General features: G+C 66.0%; 25 protein-coding genes, 1 pseudogene and 1 riboswitch. Of the genes and pseudogenes, 19 read left to right on the top strand and 7 right to left on the bottom strand.

Features of this window, described 5'->3' with window-relative positions; genetic code table 11:
• Positions 1 to 17 precede the first annotated feature (17 nt).
• Entirely contained in the window at positions 18 to 1,607 is a 1,590-nt protein-coding gene (ffh, locus tag AB0N24_RS08690; protein ID WP_364122906.1) for a signal recognition particle protein, read from the top strand.
• Between the two features lie 81 nt (positions 1,608 to 1,688).
• Positions 1,689 to 2,423, top strand: coding sequence for an alpha/beta fold hydrolase (locus AB0N24_RS08685; protein WP_364122904.1), 735 nt, complete (start codon positions 1,689 to 1,691; stop codon positions 2,421 to 2,423).
• Between the two features lie 76 nt (positions 2,424 to 2,499).
• On the opposite strand, the gene thiC is transcribed toward AB0N24_RS08685, so the two are convergent.
• Positions 2,500 to 4,320 carry a phosphomethylpyrimidine synthase ThiC gene (thiC, locus tag AB0N24_RS08680; RefSeq protein ID WP_364122902.1) on the bottom strand — a complete coding sequence of 607 codons (1,821 nt, stop codon included), beginning with the start codon at positions 4,318 to 4,320 and terminating at the stop codon, positions 2,500 to 2,502.
• Positions 4,315 to 4,422: riboswitch (TPP riboswitch) on the bottom strand. Its footprint overlaps the gene before it by 6 nt.
• Before the next feature lie 86 nt (positions 4,423 to 4,508).
• Here thiC and AB0N24_RS08675 point away from each other — a divergent pair.
• The 17 genes from AB0N24_RS08675 (at position 4,509) to AB0N24_RS08595 (ending at position 18,373) form a co-directional block, all read left to right on the top strand.
• A complete protein-coding gene (locus AB0N24_RS08675) occupies positions 4,509 to 5,591 on the top strand; it encodes an amidohydrolase family protein (protein ID WP_364122900.1) in 1,083 nt (360 codons plus the stop codon).
• 84 nt (positions 5,592 to 5,675) lie between these two features.
• Positions 5,676 to 6,551, top strand: a complete 876-nt coding sequence (locus AB0N24_RS08670; RefSeq protein WP_364122898.1) for a VOC family protein — start codon at positions 5,676 to 5,678, stop codon at positions 6,549 to 6,551.
• Positions 6,552 to 6,664: 113 nt separating this feature from the next.
• A complete protein-coding gene (locus AB0N24_RS08665; protein WP_181038954.1) occupies positions 6,665 to 7,102 on the top strand; it encodes a hypothetical protein in 438 nt (145 codons plus the stop codon).
• Positions 7,103 to 7,286: 184 nt separating this feature from the next.
• Positions 7,287 to 7,709, top strand: a complete 423-nt coding sequence (gene rpsP, locus AB0N24_RS08660) for a 30S ribosomal protein S16 (protein WP_104175432.1) — start codon at positions 7,287 to 7,289, stop codon at positions 7,707 to 7,709.
• 1 nt (position 7,710) lies between these two features.
• Positions 7,711 to 7,953, top strand: a complete 243-nt coding sequence (locus tag AB0N24_RS08655) for an RNA-binding protein (protein WP_011692324.1) — start codon at positions 7,711 to 7,713, stop codon at positions 7,951 to 7,953.
• Positions 7,954 to 8,094: 141 nt separating this feature from the next.
• Positions 8,095 to 8,673 carry a ribosome maturation factor RimM gene (rimM, locus tag AB0N24_RS08650; RefSeq protein ID WP_364122895.1) on the top strand — a complete coding sequence of 193 codons (579 nt, stop codon included), beginning with the start codon at positions 8,095 to 8,097 and terminating at the stop codon, positions 8,671 to 8,673.
• The gene (gene trmD / locus AB0N24_RS08645; RefSeq protein WP_364122893.1) at positions 8,674 to 9,498 is read left to right on the top strand and encodes a tRNA (guanosine(37)-N1)-methyltransferase TrmD; all 825 of its coding nucleotides are present in this window, start codon (positions 8,674 to 8,676) and stop codon (positions 9,496 to 9,498) included.
• Positions 9,499 to 9,755: 257 nt separating this feature from the next.
• Positions 9,756 to 10,115: a 50S ribosomal protein L19 gene (gene rplS / locus AB0N24_RS08640; protein ID WP_011692321.1), complete on the top strand. Its 360-nt coding sequence runs from the start codon at positions 9,756 to 9,758 to the stop codon at positions 10,113 to 10,115.
• Between the two features lie 84 nt (positions 10,116 to 10,199).
• Positions 10,200 to 10,877: a signal peptidase I gene (lepB, locus tag AB0N24_RS08635; RefSeq protein WP_364122891.1), complete on the top strand. Its 678-nt coding sequence runs from the start codon at positions 10,200 to 10,202 to the stop codon at positions 10,875 to 10,877.
• Positions 10,878 to 11,852, top strand: a complete 975-nt coding sequence (gene lepB, locus AB0N24_RS08630; RefSeq protein ID WP_364122889.1) for a signal peptidase I — start codon at positions 10,878 to 10,880, stop codon at positions 11,850 to 11,852. It begins immediately after the preceding gene.
• Complete coding sequence (locus AB0N24_RS08625) at positions 11,853 to 12,518, top strand: ribonuclease HII (protein ID WP_364122887.1); 666 nt, start codon at positions 11,853 to 11,855, stop codon at positions 12,516 to 12,518.
• Positions 12,519 to 12,613: 95 nt separating this feature from the next.
• A complete protein-coding gene (locus tag AB0N24_RS08620) occupies positions 12,614 to 12,940 on the top strand; it encodes a DUF2469 domain-containing protein (protein ID WP_003806068.1) in 327 nt (108 codons plus the stop codon).
• Positions 12,941 to 13,436: 496 nt separating this feature from the next.
• A complete protein-coding gene (locus AB0N24_RS08615) occupies positions 13,437 to 13,793 on the top strand; it encodes a YraN family protein (protein WP_104175417.1) in 357 nt (118 codons plus the stop codon).
• The gene (locus AB0N24_RS08610) at positions 13,794 to 15,338 is read left to right on the top strand and encodes a YifB family Mg chelatase-like AAA ATPase (RefSeq protein WP_364122884.1); all 1,545 of its coding nucleotides are present in this window, start codon (positions 13,794 to 13,796) and stop codon (positions 15,336 to 15,338) included. It abuts the gene before it with no gap.
• Between the two features lie 10 nt (positions 15,339 to 15,348).
• Positions 15,349 to 16,533, top strand: a complete 1,185-nt coding sequence (gene dprA / locus AB0N24_RS08605) for a DNA-processing protein DprA (protein WP_364122882.1) — start codon at positions 15,349 to 15,351, stop codon at positions 16,531 to 16,533.
• A gap of 105 nt (positions 16,534 to 16,638) precedes the next feature.
• Positions 16,639 to 17,565, top strand: a complete 927-nt coding sequence (locus AB0N24_RS08600; RefSeq protein WP_364122880.1) for a tyrosine recombinase XerC — start codon at positions 16,639 to 16,641, stop codon at positions 17,563 to 17,565.
• A gap of 304 nt (positions 17,566 to 17,869) precedes the next feature.
• On the top strand, positions 17,870 to 18,373 hold the full coding sequence (locus AB0N24_RS08595) for a DUF3145 domain-containing protein (protein WP_364122878.1): 504 nt from the start codon (positions 17,870 to 17,872) through the stop codon (positions 18,371 to 18,373).
• Between the two features lie 82 nt (positions 18,374 to 18,455).
• Here AB0N24_RS08595 and fabF read toward each other — a convergent pair whose 3' ends face one another.
• From fabF to AB0N24_RS08565, 6 genes and pseudogenes are all read right to left on the bottom strand, one after another.
• The gene (fabF, locus tag AB0N24_RS08590) at positions 18,456 to 19,694 is read right to left on the bottom strand and encodes a beta-ketoacyl-ACP synthase II (protein ID WP_364122877.1); all 1,239 of its coding nucleotides are present in this window, start codon (positions 19,692 to 19,694) and stop codon (positions 18,456 to 18,458) included.
• A gap of 160 nt (positions 19,695 to 19,854) precedes the next feature.
• Entirely contained in the window at positions 19,855 to 20,100 is a 246-nt protein-coding gene (locus AB0N24_RS08585; RefSeq protein ID WP_011692310.1) for an acyl carrier protein, read from the bottom strand.
• Between the two features lie 124 nt (positions 20,101 to 20,224).
• Positions 20,225 to 21,286 (bottom strand): beta-ketoacyl-ACP synthase III, encoded by a 1,062-nt coding sequence (locus AB0N24_RS08580; protein WP_364122875.1) that lies wholly within the window; start codon positions 21,284 to 21,286, stop codon positions 20,225 to 20,227.
• A complete protein-coding gene (locus AB0N24_RS08575) occupies positions 21,283 to 22,212 on the bottom strand; it encodes an ACP S-malonyltransferase (RefSeq protein WP_364122873.1) in 930 nt (309 codons plus the stop codon). Before AB0N24_RS08575 ends, AB0N24_RS08580 begins: the two co-directional genes overlap by 4 nt.
• A gap of 87 nt (positions 22,213 to 22,299) precedes the next feature.
• Complete coding sequence (locus tag AB0N24_RS08570; RefSeq protein WP_214952738.1) at positions 22,300 to 23,544, bottom strand: helix-turn-helix domain-containing protein; 1,245 nt, start codon at positions 23,542 to 23,544, stop codon at positions 22,300 to 22,302.
• 167 nt (positions 23,545 to 23,711) lie between these two features.
• Positions 23,712 to 24,453 (bottom strand): annotated as a pseudogene (locus tag AB0N24_RS08565) (pyruvate dehydrogenase (acetyl-transferring), homodimeric type); the annotation flags it as partial.

Below are 24,453 nucleotides of genomic sequence, written 5' to 3'. Positions count from 1 at the left end.
AAAGAAGTGCACGGCGCGTGTTCAATTCACTCTCTGACCGGTTGACAGCAACCTTCAAGAATCTCCGTGGCAAGGGCCGCCTCACCGAGGCGGACGTTGATGCCACCGTCCGCGAGATCCGGCGGGCCCTGCTGGACGCTGACGTTGCCGTGTCCGTGGTGCGGGAATTTACGGGACGCGTGCGTGAACGTGCCCTCGGCGCCGAGGTTTCCGGTGCATTGAACCCCAGCCAGCAGATCGTCAAGATCGTCAACGAGGAACTGGTTGAGATCCTGGGCGGCGAAACCCGGCGCATCCGCCTGGCCAAGACCGGCCCCACCGTCATCATGCTTGCCGGCCTCCAGGGCGCCGGCAAGACCACCCTTGCCGGCAAGCTCTCCAAATGGCTGAAGTCCCAGGGCCACAGCCCCATCCTGGTTGCCTGCGACCTTCAGCGGCCGAACGCCGTCACCCAGCTCCAGGTGGTGGGCAAGCGCGCCGGGGTTCCGGTTTTCGCACCCCACCCGGGCGCCACCTCCACCGAGCTGGATCACCCGGCCGGCGACCCCGTCGCGGTCGCCCGCGCCGGCGTTGAAGAAGCGCGCCAGAAGCTGCACGACGTCGTCATCGTGGACACTGCGGGACGGCTCGGCGTGGACGCCGAAATGATGGAGCAGGCACGCCAGATCCGCCGGGCCATCGTCCCGAACGAAGTGCTCTTCGTCATCGACTCCATGATCGGCCAGGACGCGGTCAACACGGCGCTCGCCTTCGATGAGGGTGTCAACTTCACCGGCATCGTGCTTTCCAAGCTTGACGGCGACGCCCGCGGCGGTGCCGCCCTGTCCGTCGCGTCGGTCACCGGCAAACCCGTCATGTTCGCCTCGACCGGTGAAGGCGTGGACGACTTTGAGCTGTTCCACCCGGACCGCATGGCGTCCCGCATCCTCGACATGGGTGACGTCCTCACCCTGATCGAACAGGCCGAAAAGTCCTGGGACAAGGACGAAGCCGCCCGGATGGCGAAGAAATTCGCCGACCAGGAGGACTTCACGCTCGACGACTTCCTGGCCCAGATGCAGCAGATCCGCAACATGGGCTCCATGAAGAAAATGCTCATGATGATGCCGGGTGCGCAGAACATCCGCCAGCAGCTTGAGCAGTTCGACGAACGCGAAATCGACCGGGTGGAAGCGATTGTCCGTTCGATGACCCCGCACGAACGCGTTGCCCCCAAGATCATCAACGGTTCACGCCGGGCGCGCATCGCCAAGGGCTCGGGCATGCATGTCTCGGACGTCAACGGCCTGCTGGAGCGGTTTGCCCAGGCGCAGAAGATGATGAAGAAGATGGCAGCCGGCGGCGGGATGCCCGGGATGCCCGGAATGCCTGGCATGGGCGGCGGCGGAGGTGCCCGCAAGGGTGTCAAGAGCGCGCCCAAGAAGAAGGCCAAGTCCGGGAACCCGGCCAAGGCGGCCCAGGAACTCCGCGACGCCGAGGCCCGGCGCGCGAATGCCGGGAAGGCACTTCCCAGCGGCGCCGCGTTCGGCCAGCAGGGAGCGGACTTTGATCCGTCACAGCTCAACCTGCCCAAGGGCTTCGACAAGTTCCTCGGCGGGAGCAAGTAGTTCCTGGCGGCGAAGTCACCCGCACGGGCAACTCCGGTGTCTGCTGGCCGGAATGTCCGGCGATTGCCATAGGGTTGGTCCATGTTTAAGCAGCGCGTAGTGTTCGTCCACGGTTCGGGGGCCTTCGGGTCCGCCGCGTGGCCCAAGCAGCACGGCATGGCCTTGGCCTACGACGCTCTGTTCCTTCGCCGCCATGGCTTTGACGCTGCCGCGGAACCCCTCGAATCGGACTTCCAGGCCGACGCCGACATTGTTCTGGGTGCTTTGGCGGACGAGGGCCGGGGCGCTGCCGGCGGGCATGTTGTGGCGCATTCCCAGGGTGCCATTGCGGCCATGATGGCGGCCGTTGAACAACCGGCCCTGGTGCATTCACTCACCCTCGTGGAGCCCGCCTGCCTGTCCCTGACCGCCGAACTGCCGGCGACCTCCGCACACCGCGCCCTGATGCAGCCGCTGTTTGATGTGCGGCACCAGCTTGGAGACGATGACTTCCAGCGGGAGTTCGTCCGGCGGGCGTTTTCCGTGCACAGCGACAACCCGGCGACGCCGGAGGCGCGGAGTGCCGCCCGCCGGCTCCGGCTGCAGGCACCTCCGTGGGAGGCTCCGCTTCAGATCGTGCCGGGAGTTCCCACCCTGGTCCTCACCGGAGGCTGGGAACCGCTTTATGAGGAAATCGCCGGCTACCTGCGCGAAACCGGTGCCCTGCACCGCGTTGCCGCGGGCGGACACCGGCCCCAGGATTCGGTGGAGGGCGACCGGTTCATCCGGTCGTTCATCGCAGAGGTCAGCCGGCGTCAGCACTCACAGGCGTCTTAGCGGATCCCTCACCTGCGGCCCCGGGCGGGCCCGGCCGGCCGGCCCCCAATGGCCGGCCGGACGGGGATTTTGGACGTTAGCGGCCCGGAACCGGAACGCTCAGCTCCGGCAGGTAGACCTTGCCGCCCGCGGCCAGGAATTCGTTGCTCTTCTCCCGCATGCCGGCAGCCATCTCGGCGAGGGCCGTCTGGGCCTCGGCCGAACCGTATTCGTCCCTGATGTCCTGGCTGATGCGCATCGAGCAGAACTTGGGGCCGCACATCGAACAGAAATGGGCAGTCTTCGCCGGTTCGGCAGGCAGCGTCTCGTCATGGAACGCTTCCGCGGTGACCGGGTCCAGCGACAGGGCAAACTGGTCCCGCCAGCGGAATTCGAACCGGGCCTTGGACAGCGCGTCGTCACGTTCATGCGCGCCGGGGTGGCCCTTGGCGAGGTCGGCGGCATGGGCGGCGATCTTGTAGGTGATCACACCGGTTTTGACATCGTCCTTGTTCGGCAGGCCGAGGTGCTCCTTGGGCGTTACATAGCAGAGCATGGCCGTGCCGTAGCGGGCGATTTCCGTGGCGCCGATGGCCGAGGTGATGTGGTCGTAGCCCGGGGCTATGTCCGTAACCAGGGGCCCGAGGGTATAGAACGGGGCGCCCTTGCACAGTTCCTGCTGGCGCTCCACGTTCTCGCGGACCAGGTGGAACGGCACGTGGCCGGGGCCCTCCACCATCACCTGCACGTCGAACTCCCAGGCGCGCTGCGTCAGCTCGGCCAGGGTGTCCAGCTCGGCGAACTGGGCGGCGTCGTTCGCGTCCGCCGTCGCACCCGGCCGCAGTCCGTCGCCCAGCGAGAACGCGACGTCGTACTTGGCGAAAATTTCGCACAGCTCGTCGAAGTGGGTGTACAGGAAGTTTTCCTGGTGATGCGCCAGGCACCACCCGGCCATGATGGCGCCGCCCCGGGACACGATTCCGGTGACCCGCTTGACCGTGAGCGGAACATAGCGGAGCAGCACCCCGGCGTGGATGGTCATGTAGTCCACGCCCTGTTCGCACTGCTCGATCACGGTGTCCCGGAAGATCTCCCAGGTGAGGGCGTTGGCCTCGCCGTTGACCTTCTCCAGGGCCTGGTAGATCGGTACCGTGCCGATCGGGACCGGGGAGTTGCGGATGAGCCATTCCCGGGTGGTGTGGATGTCGTCGCCGGTGGACAGGTCCATCACCGTGTCGGCGCCCCACTGGGTGGCCCACTGCAGTTTGTCCACTTCCTCGGCAATGGAGCTGGTAACCGCCGAGTTGCCGATGTTGGCATTGATCTTGACAAGGAAGGCCTTGCCGATGATCATCGGTTCGGATTCCGGGTGGTTGATGTTGTTGGGGATGATGGCGCGTCCGGCAGCCACTTCGCTGCGGACCAGCTCCACGTCGCAGTTCTCGCGGAGGGCAACGAACTGCATCTCGGGCGTCACTACACCCTGCCGTGCGTAATGCATCTGTGTGACAGTCTTGCCCTCGACGGCGCGGCGGGGCACGGGCTGCGCGCCCTTCCACTCCGCGGAGGCGGCGCCGCGGCGCACTGCCGACTTGCCGTCGTCGAGCAGGTTCCGTTCCCGGCCGCTGTAGGGCTCGGTGTCGGCCCGCGATTCGATCCACCGGGTCCTGAACGGTTCCAGGCCCACCACGGGATCGCTTCCGGGTCCCGCTGTCCGGTACACCAGGAACGGGGGGTTGGCAGCGCCGCCCGGAGAGTCCTCCAGGGCAATTTCGGTCACCGGCACCTTGATCCCGGTGGCCTCGTCGGCGATGAACGCCAACGAATGGGACTTCAGCGACTGCGTTTCAATCGTGCCCGGCTTGTCGGAGTCGGTGTTGTTTTGGGCAGGGATCAGCTGTGTTTCTTGTGTATTCACGGAATACTCACTTCCTTCGCCGGCATTACCCGGACAGGTTCAACGGTCGCAGGCCGCGTCAGCCCGATCTCAGCCCCTGCAAGGGCACCCGTGTGGTCGTAAACGAAGTTACCACAGGGCAGGGGCCGTGCCCTTGTCACATGGCGTTCAAGTCCGGCGGCGGCAGCCCGCCGGACTAGGCTTGAACCATGGCTGGCATCATCGAATTCAGCGGGACCGTGCTCACCGCCCCGAACCAGGAACAGCACGGCCTTTGGGCTGTCGACGGCAGGCTGACGTTCAAGCAGCCGGCCGTTCCCGCCGATGTTGTGCTGGACGGCTGGGTCCTGCCGGGCCTGGTGGATGCGCACTGCCACATCGGACTCGGACCCGCCGGGGACGTTACCGAGTCCCTGGCCGAAGAGCAGGCCATGACGGACCGGAACGCCGGTACCCTGCTGGTCCGCGACGCCGGCGCCGTGCACGACACGCGCTGGCTCCAGCACCGCCGCGAGCTGCCCAGGATCATCCGGGCCGGCCGGCATGTTGCCAGGACGAGCCGCTACCTGCGGGGATTCGCCGTCGAGGTTGAGCCGGACGGCCTGGTCGAGGCAGTGCGGAAGCAGGCACTCGCGGGCGACGGCTGGGTCAAGCTGGTGGGGGACTGGATCGACCGGGGCGCCGGCGACCTCGCGCCGTCGTTTCCCGCCGCCGTGGTGCGGGACGCTGTCCGCGCCGCCCACGATGAAGGGGCCAGGGTGACCGCGCACTGTTTCGCCGAGGACACGCTGGATGACATGCTCGACGCCGGCATCGACTGCATCGAACACGGAACCGGCCTTCTCCCGCGGCACCTGCCCCGGTTCGTGGAACAGCGCGTCCCGATTGTTCCCACGCTCATCAATATTGCGACCTTTCCGGAGATCGCTGACCGGGCCGAAGCGAAGTTTCCGCGCTACGCGGCGCACATGCGGTCGCTGTGGCAGCGGCGGAACGAGCGGATCCTGGAAGCCTACGAAGCGGGCGTGCCGATCTACGCCGGGACCGATGCGGGCAGCGTCATCGGCCACGGACGGATCGTGGACGAGATCCACGCGCTGCACGCCGCCGGCCTGCCGGCAGAAGCGGCGCTGGACGCGGCGTCCTGGGCAGCGCGGGAATGGCTGGGGGCTGACGGCATTGCGGAAGGTGCCAGTGCCGACGTCGTGCTGTGCGCACAGGACCCCCGGACGAGTCCGGCGACGCTGCGGGATCTCAAACACATCGTGCTTCGGGGCACTCAGCTCCGCTAGGAATAAATTGAAGCTTCAAGTAATTCAACTCTATGTAATCGTCGCCGGACGCCGGTGGCTGAGTTTCGCGAGTTTGGAGTTGCCATGACCACAGAATCCAGCAGCAAGGACCTGCTGCCCGCAGATCTCGCCATGGGCACGGTGATGCTCAAGGTGGGGAACATGAAGCTGATGACGGACTATTACCAGCGGGCGCTCGGGCTGGAGCCGGTGGCCGAGCAGGATGGCGGCGTGTACCTTGGCCGGAGCGGAAGGCCCTTGGTCCACCTGGCGTCGGCCCCCGGACTGAACCTTCCCGCCCGGGGTGAGGCCGGACTGTTCCATACGGCGCTGTTGTTCGAGGACCGGGCGTCGCTCGCGGCCACGGTGGCCTCCGCAGCCCGGTATGAACCGGGGCTGTTCACGGGCAGCGCGGACCACCTTGTCAGCGAGGCCTTCTACTTCAGCGACCCGGAGGGCAACGGCATCGAGCTCTACTGGGACCGCCCGCGTGAGGCCTGGGCCTGGGAGGGCAGCAACGTGGTCATGGATAGCCTTGCCCTGCCGCCGCAGAGGTTCCTGCAGGAACACCTGACCGAGGAGGCGGTGAGCGGTCAGCGGGAGACGCGGGCCGGCGTCGGGCACGTCCACCTCCAAGTCGGCGATGTGCAATCAGCGCACGACTTCTATGTGGGCACGCTTGGTTTCGAGAAAACCGCAGGATGGCACGGGCAGGCCCTCTTCGTCTCGGCCGGCGGCTACCACCACCACATGGCCATGAACGTCTGGAACAGCAGGGGCGCAGGGCCGCGGCAGGACACGCTGGGCCTGGGTGAAGTCCTGATCGAAGTTCCCGAGGGGGACGACGTCGGTGCGCTCGCTGACCGTTTGCGGGTGGCCGGCGTCCAGTCCCACCACACGGGGGCGGAGTTGCGGTTCGAGGATCCGTGGCGCAACCGGATCCGCGTCGCGGTCCGCTAAGGGTGCGCTGACCAGCACGTCCATCTGGGTTAGGCTGAACCCGGAAGGCCCCGGGCAGCCGCAAAGCTGCCCGTCAGGACCATCACACCGCCGACGGAATGAGGATGATTTCCATGGGTTTCACCGAAATCTTTGTTTCCACCCACGATGAGGCCCTCAAGCGCGCGGGGGTACTCGACGGCGGGGGACCTGCGGCTCCGGAGGCGCTCCGGATTCCGGACATCAGCGATTTTGAAATTGAACAGCTCGGCGACCTGGCCGGCACAGCTGTGCACGCGGCGGGCGCGGACTACGAACTTGCCATGGTGGATGTGGCCAGCGATTCACTGCTGGGCGTGCCGGCGGCCATGGTCCGCGCACTCGCGGAACTCCTCAGCTATGAGACCGAGGGCGAGGGCAACATTCTGGAGGATGTGGCGGCCAGGTGGGCGGCGGAGGAGGACATGCCCTTCGGGTCCGAGGAGGCCCGCGGCTATGTCCAGAGGCTGGCCCAGCTCGCCGGCAGTGTGGACCCCAATGCCCGAACCGGGCTGTACGTCTGGTCGTCCTGACCGGGCCGCTGGGTGTCAAGTCGAAATCCCGGCGTTGATCTGGCACAATGAACAGGTACTCGATCTGCGTGGCCCCTCTCTCCGCGTCCGGATCCTGTCCTTTTAGAACCCCCTAGTACGGCCCGCCCCACGGGTGCAGAACGCCGGGCTCGACCCCGTTTCAGAAACAGGAGTGACCACAAAAGTGGCCGTAAAGATTCGCCTTAAGCGCTTCGGTAAGATGCGCGCACCGTACTACCGCATCGTCGTCATGGACGCACGCTCCAAGCGTGATGGCCGTGCCATCGAAGAAATCGGCAAGTACCACCCGACCGAAGAGCCCTCGTACATCGAGGTCGACACGGACCGTGCCCAGTACTGGCTCGGCGTCGGCGCACAGCCGTCCGAGCAGGTCGCCGCGATCCTCAAGATCACCGGTGACTGGCAGAAGTTCAAGGGTCTCCCCGGCCAGGAGGGCACCTTGAAGACCAAGGCCCCCAAGGCTGCCTTCGTTACGCCGGAAAAGGGTTCCGTGATCATCCCGGAAGCCATCACCAAGAAGGCCAAGAAGGACGACGCCGCCGAGGCCCCCGCCGACGCAGCAGCAGAGACCACCGAGGCTGAGTAAATTGCTGGCAGAAGCGCTCGAACACCTAGTCCGCGGGATCGTTGACAGTCCTGAGGACGTCAAGGTCAGTGCGAAGAACAACCGCCGCGGGGACACCCTCGAGGTGCGCGTTCACCAGGACGACCTCGGACGGGTGATCGGTCGTCAGGGCCGCACGGCACGCGCATTGCGCACCGTCGTGGCGGCGCTGGCCGGCGGCGAACAGGTCAGGGTCGACGTCGTCGACACAGACCGCCGCCGGTAATCGCCTCGCAATATTTGTCTCAAGTCCGGCCCCTTCACCAGATCATGGTGGAGGGGCCGGACTGTTTTCAGCAAGACCCGGCGCCGCAGTAGGCGCGCCCAGCAGAACCCGAACAGAACGACTCCCGGAACAGAGGAACAGATGCAGCTTCAGGTGGCACGAATCGGCAAACCGCACGGCATCCGCGGCGAAGTGACCGTCCAGGTCCTGACCGACGCGCCGGAGGACCGCTTCGTTCCAGGCACGGAATTCGTGGTTGAGCCCGCGTCGGTGGGAACGCTGACCGTGGACAGTGCCCGCTGGAACAAGGACATTCTGCTGCTGGGTTTTGAAGGCATCGAGACCCGCAACCAGGCCGAAGCCCTGCGCGGCGCGAAACTGTTCATCGAGACGGAAGAGCTTGACGAAGACGACGACGAGGGCTGGTACGAGCACGAGCTCGTCGGCCTCGAGGTCCGGGTGGGCGACGCCGTTGTGGGCAAGGTTTCCGGGCTGCACACGCTTCCGGTCCAGGACCTCATCGTCGTGGAAGCAACCGACGGGAAAGAGATCCTGATTCCTTTCGTGGAAGAGATCGTGCCCGAGGTCAACGTCGGCGAAAAGTACATCCTGGTCACCCCGCCGCCCGGGCTCTTCGACATCAACGCTGATGAGTCCGGCGAAACGACGGAGGCCGGCGACACCGGATCGGGCAAGGCTGAGGCCGGAGACAACGCATAAATGAGGATCGACGTCGTCAGCATCTTCCCCGAGTACCTCGCGCCCCTGGAACTTTCCCTGATCGGGAAGGCGCGCCAGGACGGCCTGCTGGACCTTAACGTCCACGACCTCCGGGAGTTCACCACGGACAAGCACCGGACGGTGGACGACACCCCGTACGGCGGCGGCGCCGGCATGGTGATGAAGGCTGAACCGTGGGCACAGGCGCTGACCTCGGTGGCTGCGGCCGGGGACCACGACCCCTCCCGTAAGCCGGTGCTGATCGTCCCGTCACCCGCGGGCGAACGGTTCACCCAGGCGCTGGCACACGAGCTCGCGGAGGAAGAACAGCTGGTTTTCGCCTGCGGCCGGTACGAGGGCATCGACGAGCGGGTCATCGAGTGGGCGGATGAGCACTTCACTGTCCGGCCCCTGAGCCTGGGGGACTACGTCCTTAACGGCGGCGAAGTGGCGGTCCTGGCCATGACCGAGGCCATCGTGCGGCTCCTTCCCGGCGTTGTCGGCAATCCGGAGTCCCTGGTCGAGGAATCCCACTCTGACGGTCTCCTGGAATACCCGGTGTACACCAAGCCCTCCAGCTGGCGGGACCGCGACGTTCCGCCCGTGTTGCTGAGCGGCAACCACGGCAAAATTGCCCAGTGGAGGCGCCACGAGCAGTACCGGCGCACCGCCGAAAGGCGGCCGGACCTGCTCGAGGTGTTCGACGCCGGAAAGCTGCCGCGCGCGGACCGCACCGCGCTCGGGGACCTCGGGTACGACGTCGTCGACGGCCGCCTGCGGCTCCGCCCGGAGGCAGGCGGAGAGGGCACGGCCGCCCAAGGCTGACGTCCGCCGGAGCAACCGCCGCCACAAGGCGGTTCCTGATTCGCCGGAATCCTCCGAATGTGGCAAAATTAGTCCTTGTGCCTGCTGGGTGCGCACCTGCCACAGGGGGAGCGTCACCAACAGCCCGGCACCCCGGTCCCGTCAATCAGTGATGGAGCCGGATCAGAAAACTTTCGGCAGTGATTTCCGGGTCTTTCCCGGGCTTGGCAGCCGTGACCCAAAGTGGATGACCTGTGGCGTTCACCAGGAGTGGATCAATGCATATCCTCGATACCGTAGATGCAGCCTCGCTGCGCACCGATGTTCCCCAGTTCCGCGCGGGTGACACCCTCAAGGTTCACGTGAACATCATCGAAGGCAAGAACTCCCGTGTCCAGGTCTTCCAGGGCTTCGTCCTGGGCCGCCAGGGCGACGGCATCCGCGAAACCTTCACGGTCCGCAAGGTCTCCTTCGGTGTCGGCGTGGAGCGTACCTTCCCGGTGCACTCCCCGATCATCGACAAGATCGAGGTCGTCACCAAGGGTGACGTCCGCCGCGCCAAGCTTTACTACATGCGTGCACTGCGCGGTAAGGCTGCGAAGATCAAGGAAAAGCGCGACTTCAGCACCGCCAAGTAAGTCTTCCGGACTTCCACGGCGGGTCCAGAACCCGGATCCGGCCCGCGCCGGAGCCTTCCGCAACAGCGCCACAGGATACGGATCATGGACCAGTCAGAACGCCAGCCCAGGAAACTGGGCTGGCGTTTTGCGTTGCTGGCCCTTGCGCTGGCGCTGCTCATCAGCGGACTTGTCCGAGCCCTCTGGCTGGATGTGTACTACATACCGTCTGCCTCCATGGAACCGCTCTTCGGCGCGGGGGACAGGATCCTGGTTTCCCGTACCGATTTCCAGTCGGGACCGGTCCGGCACGGTGACGTCGTGGTCTTCGACGGCCGCGGGTCGTTCGCTCCGCTCAACAGCGGCAACGGACCGGTGCAGGATGCCGCCGCCGCGGCCGGACACTGGCTTGGCATTACAGGCAGTGATACAACCTACATAAAGCGGGTTATCGGGTTGCCCGGCGATCATGTCATCTGCTGCGATGACCAGCAGCGGCTCACAGTGAACGGTCAGGCGCTTGAGGAACCATACCTCTATGGTGAAGACGTGGCGAGCAAGCAGAAGTTCAGTGTGATCGTTCCGGCGGGACGGCTATGGTTGCTTGGAGACCACCGGTCCATGTCCGCTGATTCCCGAAGCCTGCTGGGCGCACCGGGTGGCGGTATGGTGCCCCTGGACCGGGTGATCGGCCGGCCGGTCCAGATCATCTGGCCACTCGACAGATTTGCGGCCGTGCCCCGGCCCGCAGAAACCAGCACGACGACGAAGGACGGACAGTAGATGCCCGAGACCGATCCCCGGACTCCTGATCCGCTCAAGCGCGACGCCGCCGCTGGCGCCCACTCTTCAGGCGCCCACACAGGACGCGACTCCGCCGGACGCGACTACTCGGCAACTGCCACGGACGGGGATGCCGTGTCTCCGTCCGAAGCTCCGTCCGTAGCCCCGCCGGCAGTTCCCTCGGCCGGTCCGTCGGCTGCGTCGGAGCAGCCCGCTTTCCGGCCAGCTGGCCGGGCTTCTGGTTCGAAGGGCGCCCATTCCAAGGCCGGCCCGTCAAAGCCGGCGAAGGAGAGCAAAGCCCACAGCCCGCTGTACCTTTGGATCAAGGAAGTGGCCACGGTGGTGGCCATCGCGGTGGTGCTGTCCTTCCTGATCAAGACGTTCCTGTTCAGGGCGTTCTATATCCCGTCCGAATCCATGGTCAGCACGCTCGACGTCAACGACCGCATCTTCGTCAACCTGCTCGTGCCCGAGCCTTTTGCCCTCGAGCACGGTGATGTGGTGGTTTTCAAGGACACCAAGGGATGGCTGGTACCAACTCCGGACAAGGCGGACGGTCCGTTCACCTGGGTCCAGGACGGCCTGACATTCGTCGGCCTGCTGCCGGACAATTCGGAGCAGCACCTCGTCAAGCGCGTCATCGGCCTCCCCGGCGACCACGTCGTGTGCTGCGACGCCGGCGGCAAACTCACCATCAACGGCAAGGAAGTGGATGAGACGTACGTCAACCCCGCCGAGGTGCCCGATATCCGCAACTTCGACGTCGTTGTCCCGGACGGCAAGATATGGGTGATGGGAGACAACCGGAACCACTCCGCGGATTCCCGCGCCCACCAGGACAGCAACGGCGGCTTCATCGACATGCCCGACATCGAGGGCAAGGCAGCCGTCATTGCCTGGCCACTCAACAGGCTCACCGGGCTGGGAAACTACCCCGACGTGTTCCGGAACGTTCCCGCACCGACTGGAAAATAGATGTCCGTTGCACCAACCCTCGATTATGAGCACCGTTTCCTAGGTTCCGGTGCCAGGCTCCTGGCCGGCATCGACGAAGTCGGCCGGGGAGCCATTGCGGGACCCGTGACCGTCGGAATCGCCGTCGTCGACCTCAGCCGCCCGGTGCTTCTCGACGACGTCCGCGACAGCAAGCTGCTAAAGGAATCTGACCGGGAGCGGCTGGAACCCCTCGTGCGCAGCTGGAGCGTCGCATCGGCGGTGGGGCACGCCTCGGCCAGCGAGATCGACGCCATGGGCATCATCGCGGCGCTGCGGACCGCAGGAACAAGGGCCTGGCTGCAAATCCTGGCTGCCGGCGTCACTCCCGATGTGGTGCTGCTCGACGGCAGCCACAACTGGCTCTCACCTGAGACACAAGCGTCCCTCTTTGACGACGCCCCGGCCGGGCCCGGGTGTGACGCTCCGGTCCACACCCTCGTCAAGGCGGACATGCAGTGCTTGAGCGTGGCCGCCGCCAGCATCCTCGCCAAAGTGGAGCGGGACCGGCTCATGCGAACGCTGCACACGGAGTTCCCGGCCTTCGCCTGGAATGAAAACAAAGGCTACGGAACGGCGTCACACAAGGAGGCCCTCAGGGCCGCGGGACCCACGCCCTATCACCGCGTGAGCTGGCAGATTCTCTGAACGGGGCCGCCGTGGAGTGGGGTCGGGGGCCGGTAACGGGCAGCAGGGCTGGCGCCATGGCCCACGCGGTGCGCTGAATAGTGCAAGATGGAACCATGAGTGCCGAGGATCTTGAGAACTATGAAACCGACATGGAGCTGCAGCTCTACCGCGAATACCGTGACGTCGTCGGGCTATTCAGCTACGTAGTCGAGACCGAACGGCGTTTCTATCTTGCCAACCACGTGGACCTGCAGGCGCGCAGTGCAGACGGCGAAGTCTATTTCGACCTCACCCTGCAGGATGCCTGGGTTTGGGACGTCTATAGGTCGGCGCGGTTCGTCAAGAGCGTCCGGGTGATTACGTTCAAGGACGTCAACGTCGAAGAGCTGCCCCGGAACGAGGAACTGGCCCTGCCCAAGGACGTGGACCTGGGCAACTGATCCGGGCAAGTGATCGACCGTATCGGCGGTTGCACTACCTGTTTTTTGCCCAGGGTCTGGCATCCCTGCCGTCCTTGGCGCGAGACTACTGTATGGGATTGATTCGTAGTTCTGTTCCGACGGCTTTACCGCATTGCGGACGAGTCTCGCGTCCTGCAGACACATCCTGACGGTGCTTGATGTCGAGCGCCGCAGGGCTCGTACTGGCACCGCCTACCCGGCTGACATCAGAGAAGATCTCACCATGAAAATACTCTGCTGGTTCCTAGGGCACATCTGGAGCAGCCATGCCGGCTTCTACGATGAGCGGCCGCACCAGTCTGCCCATTGCATGAGATGCGGAACCCGCGCCTAGCGGTTCCTGCCTGGCGGTTGCGTCCTCCGGGCCTCCGCCCACCGCTCCTCCACAGCACCTCTTTGCCGGGGTTTCCCACATAGCGCCCCAGGCAGGTATGCCTGGCTCCGCCGCTCCCGCAGGCTGGTGGCGGAGGTAAGAATGAGAGCCAAAGACTTGCTTGGCCGGCGCGGGGAAGAACTGGCTGCCGGGTATTTGGAATCACAGGGCATGCTGATCGTGGACCGCAACTGGCGCTGTCCCGAGGGTGAAATCGATATTGTGGCGCTTGACGGCGATTCGCTGGTCATCGCCGAAGTCAAAACTCGAAAATCCCTGGCCTACGGGCATCCCTTTGAAGCCGTCGGTGTTGCCAAACTGGCGCGCCTTCACCGGCTGGCATCGGCCTGGTGCCGGGACCACGAACTCCGGATGCCCTTCCGCCGTGTCGACGTGGTTGCCGTCCTTGACGACGGCGCCGGCCAGCCGCGCGTGGAGCATCTCAAAGGGGTGGGTTAGGTGGGCCTCGGCAGGACATACTCCGTGGCCCTCGTTGGCCTCAACGGCTACATCGTTGAAGTCGAAGCGGACATCGGCCAGACCCTCCCGGCCTTCATCATCCTGGGACTGCCGGATGCATCGCTGAACGAAGCCAAGGAACGGATCCGCTCGGCGGCCCAGAACTCCGGCATCCCGCTGAGCCGGCGCAAGATCACGGCCAACCTCATCCCGGCATCGTTGCCAAAACGTGGTTCCGGTTTCGACCTGGCCATCACCATGGCCGTCCTGCGCGCAGCAAACGACATCAAATCGACTGAGCGGACTGTCTTCATCGCCGAGCTGGGCCTTGACGGCAGGCTCAGGCCCGTCCGTGGCATCCTCCCTGCCGTGATGGCCTCCGTGCAGGCAGGCTACCCGGACGTTGTGGTGGCGCAGGCGAATGAGGCGGAGGCAGGGCTCGTGCCGGGTGCCAGGGTGCGCGGCTACCGGACCCTTGCTCGCCTCGCGTGTGACTTTGGGGCGGATCCGCAGGAACTTGCCTTGGACTTTGAACCGGATGACGAGGACACGTCCGGCGATGGTCCGTGCGTGGCGGAACCGGCCCCGGACATGTGTGATGTCGCCGGCCAGGCCGACGCCCGGAAAGCGCTGGAAGTCGCCGCCGCCGGGGCCCACCACCTGCTCCTGTCGGGCCCTCCGGGGGCTGGCAAGACCATGCTCGCCGAACGGCTCCCTGGCCTGCTGCCGGACCTGGCTGACGGCGAGGCCATGGAGGTCACCGCGATCCACTCCCTGTGCGCACTGTCGTCCGCTGCAGTGCAGCTCCTGCGCCGGCCGCCGTTCGAGAATCCCCACCATACGGCCACCGCAGCTGCCATCATCGGCGGCGGCTCCGGGCTGCCACGGCCGGGTGCAGCGTCCCGGGCGCACCGTGGTGTGCTCTTCCTGGATGAGGCTCCAGAGTATGAACGGCGGGTTCTCGACGCGCTCAGGCAACCATTGGAGAGCGGCGAGCTGGTCATTCACCGGTCCGCCGGCACCGCCGCCTACCCGGCACGGTTCCAACTCGTACTGGCCGCCAACCCCTGCCCGTGCGGAAAGGCTTCGGGGAAAGGGCTCGACTGCACCTGTACGCCCATGATGAGGCGCCGGTACCTTGCGCGGATGTCCGGGCCGCTGCTGGACCGGGTGGACATCCAATTGCAGGTGGAGCGGGTTTCGCTTGCTGATTTCGGCCAGACGGGTGCGGAAGAAGACACCGCGACCGTTGCCGCCAGGGTTCGTGCTGCCAGGATCCGCCAGCTGGAGAGGCTGCGTCCCCTGGGCCTGGAAACCAACTCGCAGGTGCCGGGCCGCGTACTTCGCGGTGCCCTGCGCCTGGCATCACCCACCACCCGGATCCTCGACCGGTCGCTGGAACGCGGTGTGCTCACCGCCCGCGGTTATGACAGGGTCCTCCGGCTGGCCTGGACGCTGGCGGACCTGGCTTGCCGTGACGCCCCGGACGACAACGACATTGGACAGGCGCTGGGACTCCGGCAAGCCGCCTCGGCCACGGCCTGAAGGGAACACGATGACTGAACAGGAAAACCCAGCCAGGGCTGCCCTGTCGCGGCTGATGGAGCCGCAGGACGCTGCCGGCCTTGCCCTGGTGATGGTCGCCGGCGCAACCGACGCGCTGCGTATCGCCACGGGCCGGCTGCGGGCCGGGCCGCAGCTCGAACGGGATATCACGTCGGTGCTCGCGGATAATGGCACGGGCAGCTGGCCGGGAATGCAAGCTTCACTCCAGCGCTGGGCGCCGAGGATCCCGGACCTGGCACCGGAGCGGGATCTCGCCACCATGCACCGCCTGGGCGGGCGGATGATCATTCCGTCCGACGCACTATGGCCCCGGCAACTGGCTGACCTGGGCCTTCATGAACCTATCTGCCTCTGGTGGCGCGGAATGGAGCAGCCGTTGCCTGCGGCGGCGAAGACCATTGCCCTTGTCGGATCCCGCGACAGCACAAGCTACGGTGCTGCCGTCACCGGCGATCTCGCCTATTCGCTGGCACAACGGGGTTTCACGATCGTCTCGGGCGGGGCCTACGGGATCGATGCGCACGCCCACCGGTCTGCCCTGGCCGGCGCCGGCGATGCCATGCCCACCATCGCCGTTATGGCCGGGGGAGTGGACCGCTTCTATCCGTCCGGCAATGAAGACCTGCTCAGGACGGTAGCCAACCAGGGTGCGGTCCTGGCTGAGGTGCCGCCTGGCTCCGCTCCCACGCGATACCGGTTCCTGCAGCGGAACCGCCTCATCGCCGCGCTGGCGTCGGTCACGGTCGTAGTGGAGGCCCGCTGGCGCTCGGGCGCACTGAACACGGCCCACCACGCTGAATCGCTGGGCAGGGCCGTCGGTGCCGTCCCCGGTTCCGTGCACAGCGCCAATTCCGCAGGCTGCCACCGGCTGATTCGCGAAGGGGGAGCCGTCTGCGTCACGGACGCAGGTGAAATCGCCGAGCTTGCCGCTCCCAGCGGCGAATCGTTGGCGGACCTGGCCCCGGAGCAGCGCGCTGACCATGACGGCCTCACCCTGGAGGACCTCATTCTGCTTGATGCGTTGCCGCTGCGGTCCACCAGCTCAGTCGAGAAGCTGACGTCCGTTGCAGGGCTGAGCGCCGATTCCGTCAGGGCGGGCCTGGGCAGGCTCGGACTTCTGGGGCTTGCCGAGTCCGAGCGCGGCGGGTGGAAACGGTCCCGGAAGGCCTGCTGAGTGCCTGTGGCCCGCCCCCGCCGCCCTACCGGCGGGCTTCCGGAATTGTGCCGTCTTGAGTGCGTGGTTCCTTGATTGGCGGCCGAATGATGGGAAAGTTGGAGCGTGGACACCCCTGATCTCCCGGCAGCCCTGGCTGGCGCCGCCGATGCCTTCGGCCGCTACCTCGACGGTGAGCGTGCCAGGTCGGCCCATACTGTCCGCGCTTACCTGTCGGACGTCCACAGCCTGCTGTCGGCTGCCGCCGCGGACGGCATCACCGATCTCGACGGGATTGAACTCTCCACGCTGCGGCGGTGGCTCGGAGCGCAGAGCGAAGCGGGCATGTCCCGTTCCACGCTGGCGCGGCGCGCTGCCACTGCCCGGTCCTTCACCGCCTGGGCCGTGCGGGAGGAATTCCTGGAGGCCGATCCCGCCCTGCGCCTGAAGGCACCGAAGCGCGAAAAGTCACTGCCCGGCGTCCTGCACCAGCAACAGGTTGTGCGCGTCCTGGACGGTCTCGGGACGGCGGCGGACGAAGGCGCACCGCTCGCGATTCGGAACCGCGCCATGGTGGAGCTGCTCTATGCAACCGGGGTCCGGGTGGGGGAGCTGGCTGGCATGGACGTCGACGATCTCGACCAGGACCGCCGCACGCTCCGGGTCATCGGCAAGGGAAACAAGGAGCGGACAGTGCCTTACGGGGTGCCGGCGGCCGTCGCGGTCGACGACTGGCTCCGCCGTGGAAGGCCGGTGCTGGCCGCGGACGCGAGCGGTCCGGCACTGTTCCTCGGAGCGAGGGGCCGCCGGGTGGACCAGCGGCAGGTCCGTGCCGTGGTGAAGGACCTGCTGGACGCGCTGGGCGACACGGCTGCCACCGGTCCGCACGCGCTCCGGCACTCCGCCGCCACTCATTTGCTGGATGGCGGAGCTGACCTCAGGGCGGTGCAGGAAATCCTTGGCCACAGCAGCCTGGCAACAACACAGATCTACACCCACGTCTCGGTGGACCGGCTGCGGCGAAGCTACCAGCAGGCGCATCCCCGCGCGTGAGCCGTGGCCTGCGGCCGTGGGGTTACGGCGCTGGGCGCCGCCCGGCTGCGGTGCGGGAAATATTGAACACCCCCGGCGCGCCGAATTGCACTGGCGTAATTATGCGGGGTACGGCACAATAAGAGTCATGCCCGGCAACTCTCAAGTCTGACTTGAACCTCGCCCTCCGGCGGGTAACGCAGTTCCGGGCACTAATTTCATAGTCTTGCAGAGATCACCGGCAGCATGCGGGAACCCTGCGCGGCAGACATACATACAGGCAGAGGTCGTTGGGGAAGACGTACCTACAGCTATGGAGGATGGAATGTCTGTTGCAATGACCCGCGGTGTCTTGTTCGTTCACTCGGCCCCGACCGCCCTGTGCCCTCACGTTGAGTGGGCCATTGGGTCGGTCGTGGACAAGCGCACGGACCTCGAGTGGACTGCTCAGCCTGCTGCGCCCGGAATGTTCCGTTCGGAACTGTCCTGGACCGGCAGCCCGGGTACAGGCGCCCTCTTGGCGTCTGCCCTGCGTGGCTGGGCGCACCTGCGCTATGAAGTCACAGAGGAGCCAAGCCCGGGCGTTGACGGCGGGAGATGGTCGCACACGCCGGAGTTGGGAATCTTCCACGCCGTCACCGATGTGCACGGAAACATCATGGTCTCTGAAGATCGTATCCGCTATGCCTATGAGTCCGGTGCGGGCGACCCGTCCGCGGTCTATCACGAGCTCTCCCTTGCCCTTGGTGAAGCCTGGGACGAGGAGCTCGAGCCGTTCAGGCACGCCGCAGAGGGTGCCCCCGTGCGCTGGCTGCACCAGGTGGGTTGACCGGGCCGCGCTGCAATAACCTCCATAACGCAAGAGGCCCCTGCCGGACGGCAGGGGCCTCTTGCTGTTGCGACCGTGGAGGCTAGATGCTCCGGACGGCGATGACGGCGTTGTGGCCGCCGAAGCCGAACGAGTTGCTCAGCGCCACGATGCTGCCCGAAGGCAGGTCACGTGCGGTCTTGGTGACGACGTCGAGCGGGATCTCAGGATCCTGGTTTTCCAGGTTGATGGTTACCGGAGCCTTGCGCTCGTAAACAGCCAGCACGGTCAGCACGGCCTCGACGGCACCGGAGGCGCCCAGCAGGTGGCCCATCTGGGACTTCGTAGCGGAGACCGCCACATCGTCCACATGGGCGCCCAGTGCGGCCCGCAGAGCCGTGTACTCGGGCTTGTCGCCGACGGGGGTCGAAGTCGCGTGTGCGTTGACGTGGACCACGTCCTCGGCCTGGATGCGGCCGTCGAACATCGCTGCCTTCAGCGCGCGCGTGGCGCCCAGGCCTTCGGGGTCGGGAGCGGTGATGTGGTAGGCGTCAGCCGTCACCGATGTTCCGGCCAGCTCGGCGTAGATCCGAGCTCCGCGGGCAAGTGCATGTTCCTCGGCCTCGATGACCAGGGCGCCGGCGCCTTCACCCATGACAAAACCATCGCGGTCCGTGTCGTAGGGGCGCGATGCAGCGGCGGGATCATCATTGCGGCGTGACAGGGCCTGCATCGAGGCGAACGCGGCAATGGGCATGGGGTGGATCGCTGCTTCGGCGCCGCCGCAAACAACGACGTCAGCCTTACCGGAGCGGATCAGGTCCAGCCCCAGGTGCAGGGCCTCGGTGCCGGAGGCGCAGGCGGACACGGGAGTGTGGGCACCGGCACGGGCGCCAAGGTCCAGGCTCACCGCAGCGGCCACACCGTTGGGCATCAGCATGGGCACCGTCATGGGCAGGACCCGTCGCGGGCCCTTTTCGCGCAGGGTGTCCCACGCGTCCAGCAGCGTCCAGACGCCGCCGATGCCCGTGGCGAAGGCCACCGCAAGGCGGTCGTGGTCGACTTCCGTAATGCCGGAGTCTGCCCATGCTTCGCGTGCGGCAACGACGCCGAACTGCGTGGACGGGTCCATGCGCTTTGCTTCTACGCGGCTCAGGACTTCCAGTGCAGGGGTTGAGGCGCGGGCTGCGAAGTGAACGGGCAGTTCATACTTGGCTACCCAGTCGTCCTCGAGCGTGTGCGCGCCGGAGACGCCCTTCAGCGCGTTCTTCCACATTGTGGGGACATCGCCGCCAATGGGTGTGGTGGCACCCAGACCGGTAATGACTACTTTGCGTGCCATGGGATCACTCTCTATCGGTGCGCATGCCGTGTCCGGGAAATACCTGGCCGGGGGGCTGCGTGGGGAAACTTGAGGTCATTCAGCGGTGGTCGGTCCGGGGCGCTGATTTCAGCGCCCCGGACCGGCTACCGGGTGCGGCCGTTGCCGGCAGAAGCCAGGACTAGGCCTGGGCGTTTGCGATGAAGCTGACTGCGTCACCGACGGTCTTGAGGTTCTTGACCTCTTCGTCCGGGATGCGCACGCCGAACTTTTCCTCAGCGTTGACCACAATGGTCATCATGGAGATGGAGTCGATGTCCAGGTCCTCCGTGAAGGACTTGTCCAGCTCGACAGCTTCGGTGGCGAGGCCGGTTTCTTCGTTGACGATTTCAGCCAGGCCGGCCAGGATCTCTTCGTTGCTAGCCATTGATGGCTCCTTTTCTTGTTGTTGCCGGCAGATGCTGCCGGAAATGATTCAAGCCGAGATTACGGCTTGGTTCGCGAATCCGTGCTGTGCAGAACGTATTCAGTTGTGGGTAAAAGGGGGCGGTCTACGGGAGCACGATTACCTGTGCGCCGAAGACCAGGCCTGCGCCAAACCCGATCTGCAGGGCGAGTCCGCCGCTGAGTTCGGGGTTTTCCTGCAGCAGCCGGTGCGTGGCCAGCGGAATGGAAGCCGCCGAAGTGTTACCGGCCTCGGCGATGTCCCGGGCTACCTTGACGGTTTCGGGAAGCTTGAGCTTCTTGACCATCTCGTCGATGATGCGCATGTTCGCCTGGTGCGGGATGAAGGCCACGAGGTCCTCGGCGGCGATGCCGGCTACGTCGAGGGCCTGCTGGGCTACCTTGGCCATCTCCCAGACCGCCCAGCGGAAGACGGTCTGGCCGTCCTGGCGCAGGGTGGGCCAGATGGCGGCGTCGGTTGCGTCGGACTCCCCGGCGCTCAGCGAGCCTGCCTTGTTCGCGGCCAGGGCAAGTTCGCGGACATCCAGCAGAGAATGTGTCATGCCGATGGCATCCCACTTGCTGCCGTCCGAACCCCAAACCGACGGACCGATCCCCGCAGTCTCAGAGGGGCCGATCACAACCGCGCCGGCGCCGTCGCCGAGCAGGAACGAAATGGTGCGTTCGGTGTTGTCGATGACGTCCGAAAGCTTCTCGGCACCGACCACCAGCACGTATTCCGCCGCGCCGGAGCGGACCAGGGCGTCACCCTGGGCAATGCCGTAGCAGTAGCCGGCACACGCGGCGGAGATGTCGAACGCGGGAGCAGGCGTGGCGCCGAGGCGGTCCGCCAGGCTGGCAGCCGCGGACGGCGTCGCGTAGGGATGCGTAACGGTGGAGACGATGACCGCGCCCAACTGGCTGGCTTCGATTCCCGCCTTTGCCAGGGCTTCACGGGCCGCGCCCTCGGCCATGTCAATGACGCTGACATCCGCGGGTGCGCGGTGCCGGGTCACAATGCCGGTGCGCTGCCGGATCCATTCGTCCGAGGAATCGATCCACTGGCAGACATCCTCGTTGGTGACGATGACGTCGGGCCGGTAGGCGCCGAGTCCCAGGATGCGGGTGTGTTCCCGCAGTGGTGCCTGCTTGAGTGCGGGAGCGCTCATGCCTGTCCCTCCAGTTCTGCGAATAGTGCAAGGGCGGCAGTGAGGTCCTCGGGAGTCTTGACGGCTACCGTCTTGACCCCGGGCATGCCCCTCTTGGCGAGTCCGGCCAGGGTACCGGCCGGTGCAAGTTCAATAAAGCCCGTGACGCCGCGCTGTACCAGCGTTTCCATGCACAGGTCCCAGCGGACCGGCCGGGAGACCTGGGCGATGAGGCTGTTGACTGCCGCGCCGCCGTCGGTCACTTCCTTGCCGTCAAAGTTGGACAAAAGGGGCACCTGCGGGTTCTGCGGCTGAAGCGTCGGCTTCAGCGCTTCCAACGCCGCAACGGCGGGGGACATGTGTGAGGTGTGGAAGGCCCCTGCCACCTTTAGCGGGATCACGCGGGCCTTGGCCGGGGGATTGTCCGCGAGGACCTTGAGCTGCTTGAACGTGCCGGCGGCAACGGTCTGGCCTGCGCCGTTCACGTTGGCCGGCGTGGCGCCGGAGGCCTCAATGGCCGCCAGGACCTCAGCCGGGTCCCCGCCGACTACAGCGCTCATGCCCGTGGGCGTGACGGCGGCAGCAGCGGCCATGCTGTTGGCACGCTCCCGTACGAAGGTCATGGCCTCGGTCTCGGTGAGGACACCGGCAAGCGCCGACGCCGTGATCTCGCCGACCGAATGGCCGGCGAGGACAACGGGGAGGGTGCTGAGTTCGACGTCGAACAGCGACTTGGCGGCGATCAGTCCGGCCGCAACGATCAGCGGCTGCGCTACCGCCGTGTCCTTGATGGTTTCCTCATCCGACGTGGTGCCGTGTGCCGTGAGGTCTATGCCTGCTATTTCACTGAGGGAGGCCAAATGGCCTGCGACGGAAGGAAGTTCCAGCCAAGGGGCCAGAAAACCAGGGGTCTGGGAGCCCTGTCCAGGGCAGACGATTGCAAGCACGTATCCAGCTTTCCAAATTACTGCGTGATTCTCGGTGTATTCATGCACCAAGCTCACTGGGTCAGTTTGTAGGAAGTCTACAACGGTTCAGTTGCCGTTCCGGGACGGCTGGCGTTCAGTGGGCGCCTTGGGCGGCACGGAAAGTCGTCCCACCACGAGTGCCGCCTGGAGCACAAACGCCTCCCGGGGGAGCAGCGGATCCCAGCCGGTGACGTCACAAACCCGCTTGAGCCGGTAGCGGACCGTGTTGGCGTGCACGAAGAGTTCCCGCGCCGTTGCCTCCAGCGAGTGGCCCAGTTCGAGGTAGGTTCCCAGGGTCTCCACCAGCCCGTTGGACGCGGCGAGCAGGGGGCGGTAGATGTTCTTGATGAGGGACCGGCGGGCTGCATCGTCCCCGGAAATAACCCGTTCGGGCAGCAAGTCGTCAGCAGCCACCGGGCGCGGCGCCGAGGGCCAGGCCCGCGCCGCCGTCAGCCCGGCGAAGGCCGACTGCGCCGAACTGCTGGCTTCCAGCAGGGAGCCGGCTTCAGGGCCGTAGACAACCGGGCCGGGGGCGAACAGTTCGCTGAGCTTCAGGTAGGCACTCTCCCGGTCCTGGACGCCGCCGAGGATCAGGATGAGGCGGTCCCCCTGGATTCCCACGAGGGCGTCCTCTGCGAACCGTCCGGCCGTCCGGCGCAGCTCGCTGACGTAGCTGGCGCTCGGTTCCGACGGCGAATTGCCCACCATTACGGTAAACCGCTCCTGCGCTTTCCAGCCGAGGGCGGCGATACGGGACCGCAGGGCGTCCGTGTTTTCGCCGCGCAGGATCGCATCGACGATCAGTGCTTCCAGCCGGGTGTCCCAGGAGCCCCTCGACTCGGCGGCCCGGGCATACACATCGGCGGCGGCAAAGGCCACTTCGCGTGAATAGCGGAGGACGGCTTCACGGAGGGCGGGCTGGTCCGCCTCCGGAGCGATCACGGGAACCTGGTCCTCCACCACCTCAACGACGATCCTGATGAGCTGGAGGGCCTTCTGAAGGCTGATGGAGCGGGTCAGCTCGGTGGGGGCGGTCCCGAAGACGTCGGTGAGGATCCACGACGGCGAGCTGGGGCGCTCGTACCACGTCACAAAAGCGGCGATCCCGTTCTGGGCCACCATGCCGAGGGCGGACCGCTCGTCGGAGCTCAGCCGGCTGTACCAGGGAAGCGATTTTTCCAGCTGGCGCATGGTGGTGGTGGACAGTTGCCCCACACTGGCCCGGAGTTTCTTCAACGTCTGGGCTTTTTCCGGCGTCAGGGCGCGCGATGCCGGCTTGCGCTTTGCGGGAGTGGGGTTTGGCTCTGCCATGCATCGAGCATACGGTGCGCGCAGGCCAACCTCCATTTGTGCAAAGGCTACAACTCGATTTGTGCTGCGTCACAGGACCGCCGGCTTCGCGGAACGCAGGGCACATAACGACGACGGCGGCCTCCACCGTCAGGTGGAAGCCGCCGTCGCAATTTACTGCTTACGGGTTAGGACTCTCCGCCGGCGTTCCCGGTGGATCCCGCGTTCACATTGTGGAGCCGGTACTTCTCAATTGCCTGGACGGGAGCCTGTGCGTCCACTTCGCTGCGGCGTGCGAGCATCTCCAGCGAACGGACCACGATGGAGTGGATGTCGTTCTTGAAGAAGCGTCGTGCCGCGGCCCGGGTGTCGGAGAAGCCGAAGCCGTCCGCCCCGAGTGAGGCGAACTCGTTCGGGAGGAACTGGCGGATCTGGTCCGGGACGGCCTTCATGTAGTCCGAGACTGCCACGATGGGACCAGTTGCCCCTTCCAGCTGTGCCGTGACGAACGGCACCCGCGCCGGCTGGCCCGGGTTGAGGAACGCGTCCTCCTCAGCTGCCATGGCGTCGCGCCGCAGTTCGTTCCAGGACGTGACGGACCAGACGTCGGCGGAGACGCCCCAGTCCTCGGCCAGGAGCCGCTGGGCTTCCAGCGCCCACGGCACGGACACGCCCGAGGCCAGGATCTGCGTGCGGGGGCCGTCAATCTTGGCCGGTGCCAGCAGGTAGATGCCCTTGAGCACGCCTTCAACGTCCAGCTCCTCCGGCTCAGCCGGCTGGGTGATGGGTTCGTTGTAGACGGTGATGTAGTACATCAGGTTCCGGTCCGTGGAGTCCGGTCCGTACATGCGCTCGATGCCGTCGCGCATGATGTGGCCCATTTCGTAGCCGTAGGCGGGGTCGTAGGTGACCACTGCCGGGTTGGTGGCG

This window comes from Arthrobacter sp. NPDC093128 (genome assembly GCF_040683875.1).
Classification (GTDB): Bacteria; Actinomycetota; Actinomycetes; order Actinomycetales; family Micrococcaceae; genus Arthrobacter.
This window is presented reverse-complemented; position numbering and strand designations above follow the sequence as displayed.

Excerpts from the sequence above, each read along its gene's own strand:
- AB0N24_RS08615 (WP_104175417.1), top strand. The coding sequence starts at position 13,437 with ATGAGAGCCAAAGACTTGCTTGGCCGGCGCGGGGAAGAACTGGCTGCC.
- AB0N24_RS08595 (WP_364122878.1), top strand. The coding sequence starts at position 17,870 with ATGTCTGTTGCAATGACCCGCGGTGTCTTGTTCGTTCACTCGGCCCCG.
- AB0N24_RS08670 (WP_364122898.1), top strand. The coding sequence starts at position 5,676 with ATGACCACAGAATCCAGCAGCAAGGACCTGCTGCCCGCAGATCTCGCC.
- AB0N24_RS08675 (WP_364122900.1), top strand. The coding sequence starts at position 4,509 with ATGGCTGGCATCATCGAATTCAGCGGGACCGTGCTCACCGCCCCGAAC.
- AB0N24_RS08585 (WP_011692310.1), bottom strand. The coding sequence starts at position 20,100 with ATGGCTAGCAACGAAGAGATCCTGGCCGGCCTGGCTGAAATCGTCAAC.
- AB0N24_RS08580 (WP_364122875.1), bottom strand. The coding sequence starts at position 21,286 with ATGAGCGCTCCCGCACTCAAGCAGGCACCACTGCGGGAACACACCCGC.
- AB0N24_RS08625 (WP_364122887.1), top strand. The coding sequence starts at position 11,853 with ATGTCCGTTGCACCAACCCTCGATTATGAGCACCGTTTCCTAGGTTCC.
- dprA (WP_364122882.1), top strand. The coding sequence starts at position 15,349 with ATGACTGAACAGGAAAACCCAGCCAGGGCTGCCCTGTCGCGGCTGATG.
- AB0N24_RS08665 (WP_181038954.1), top strand. The coding sequence starts at position 6,665 with ATGGGTTTCACCGAAATCTTTGTTTCCACCCACGATGAGGCCCTCAAG.
- fabF (WP_364122877.1), bottom strand. The coding sequence starts at position 19,694 with ATGGCACGCAAAGTAGTCATTACCGGTCTGGGTGCCACCACACCCATT.
- lepB (WP_364122891.1), top strand. The coding sequence starts at position 10,200 with ATGGACCAGTCAGAACGCCAGCCCAGGAAACTGGGCTGGCGTTTTGCG.
- rplS (WP_011692321.1), top strand. The coding sequence starts at position 9,756 with ATGCATATCCTCGATACCGTAGATGCAGCCTCGCTGCGCACCGATGTT.
- AB0N24_RS08685 (WP_364122904.1), top strand. The coding sequence starts at position 1,689 with ATGTTTAAGCAGCGCGTAGTGTTCGTCCACGGTTCGGGGGCCTTCGGG.
- lepB (WP_364122889.1), top strand. The coding sequence starts at position 10,878 with ATGCCCGAGACCGATCCCCGGACTCCTGATCCGCTCAAGCGCGACGCC.
- AB0N24_RS08620 (WP_003806068.1), top strand. The coding sequence starts at position 12,614 with ATGAGTGCCGAGGATCTTGAGAACTATGAAACCGACATGGAGCTGCAG.
- rimM (WP_364122895.1), top strand. The coding sequence starts at position 8,095 with ATGCAGCTTCAGGTGGCACGAATCGGCAAACCGCACGGCATCCGCGGC.
- AB0N24_RS08570 (WP_214952738.1), bottom strand. The coding sequence starts at position 23,544 with ATGGCAGAGCCAAACCCCACTCCCGCAAAGCGCAAGCCGGCATCGCGC.
- trmD (WP_364122893.1), top strand. The coding sequence starts at position 8,674 with ATGAGGATCGACGTCGTCAGCATCTTCCCCGAGTACCTCGCGCCCCTG.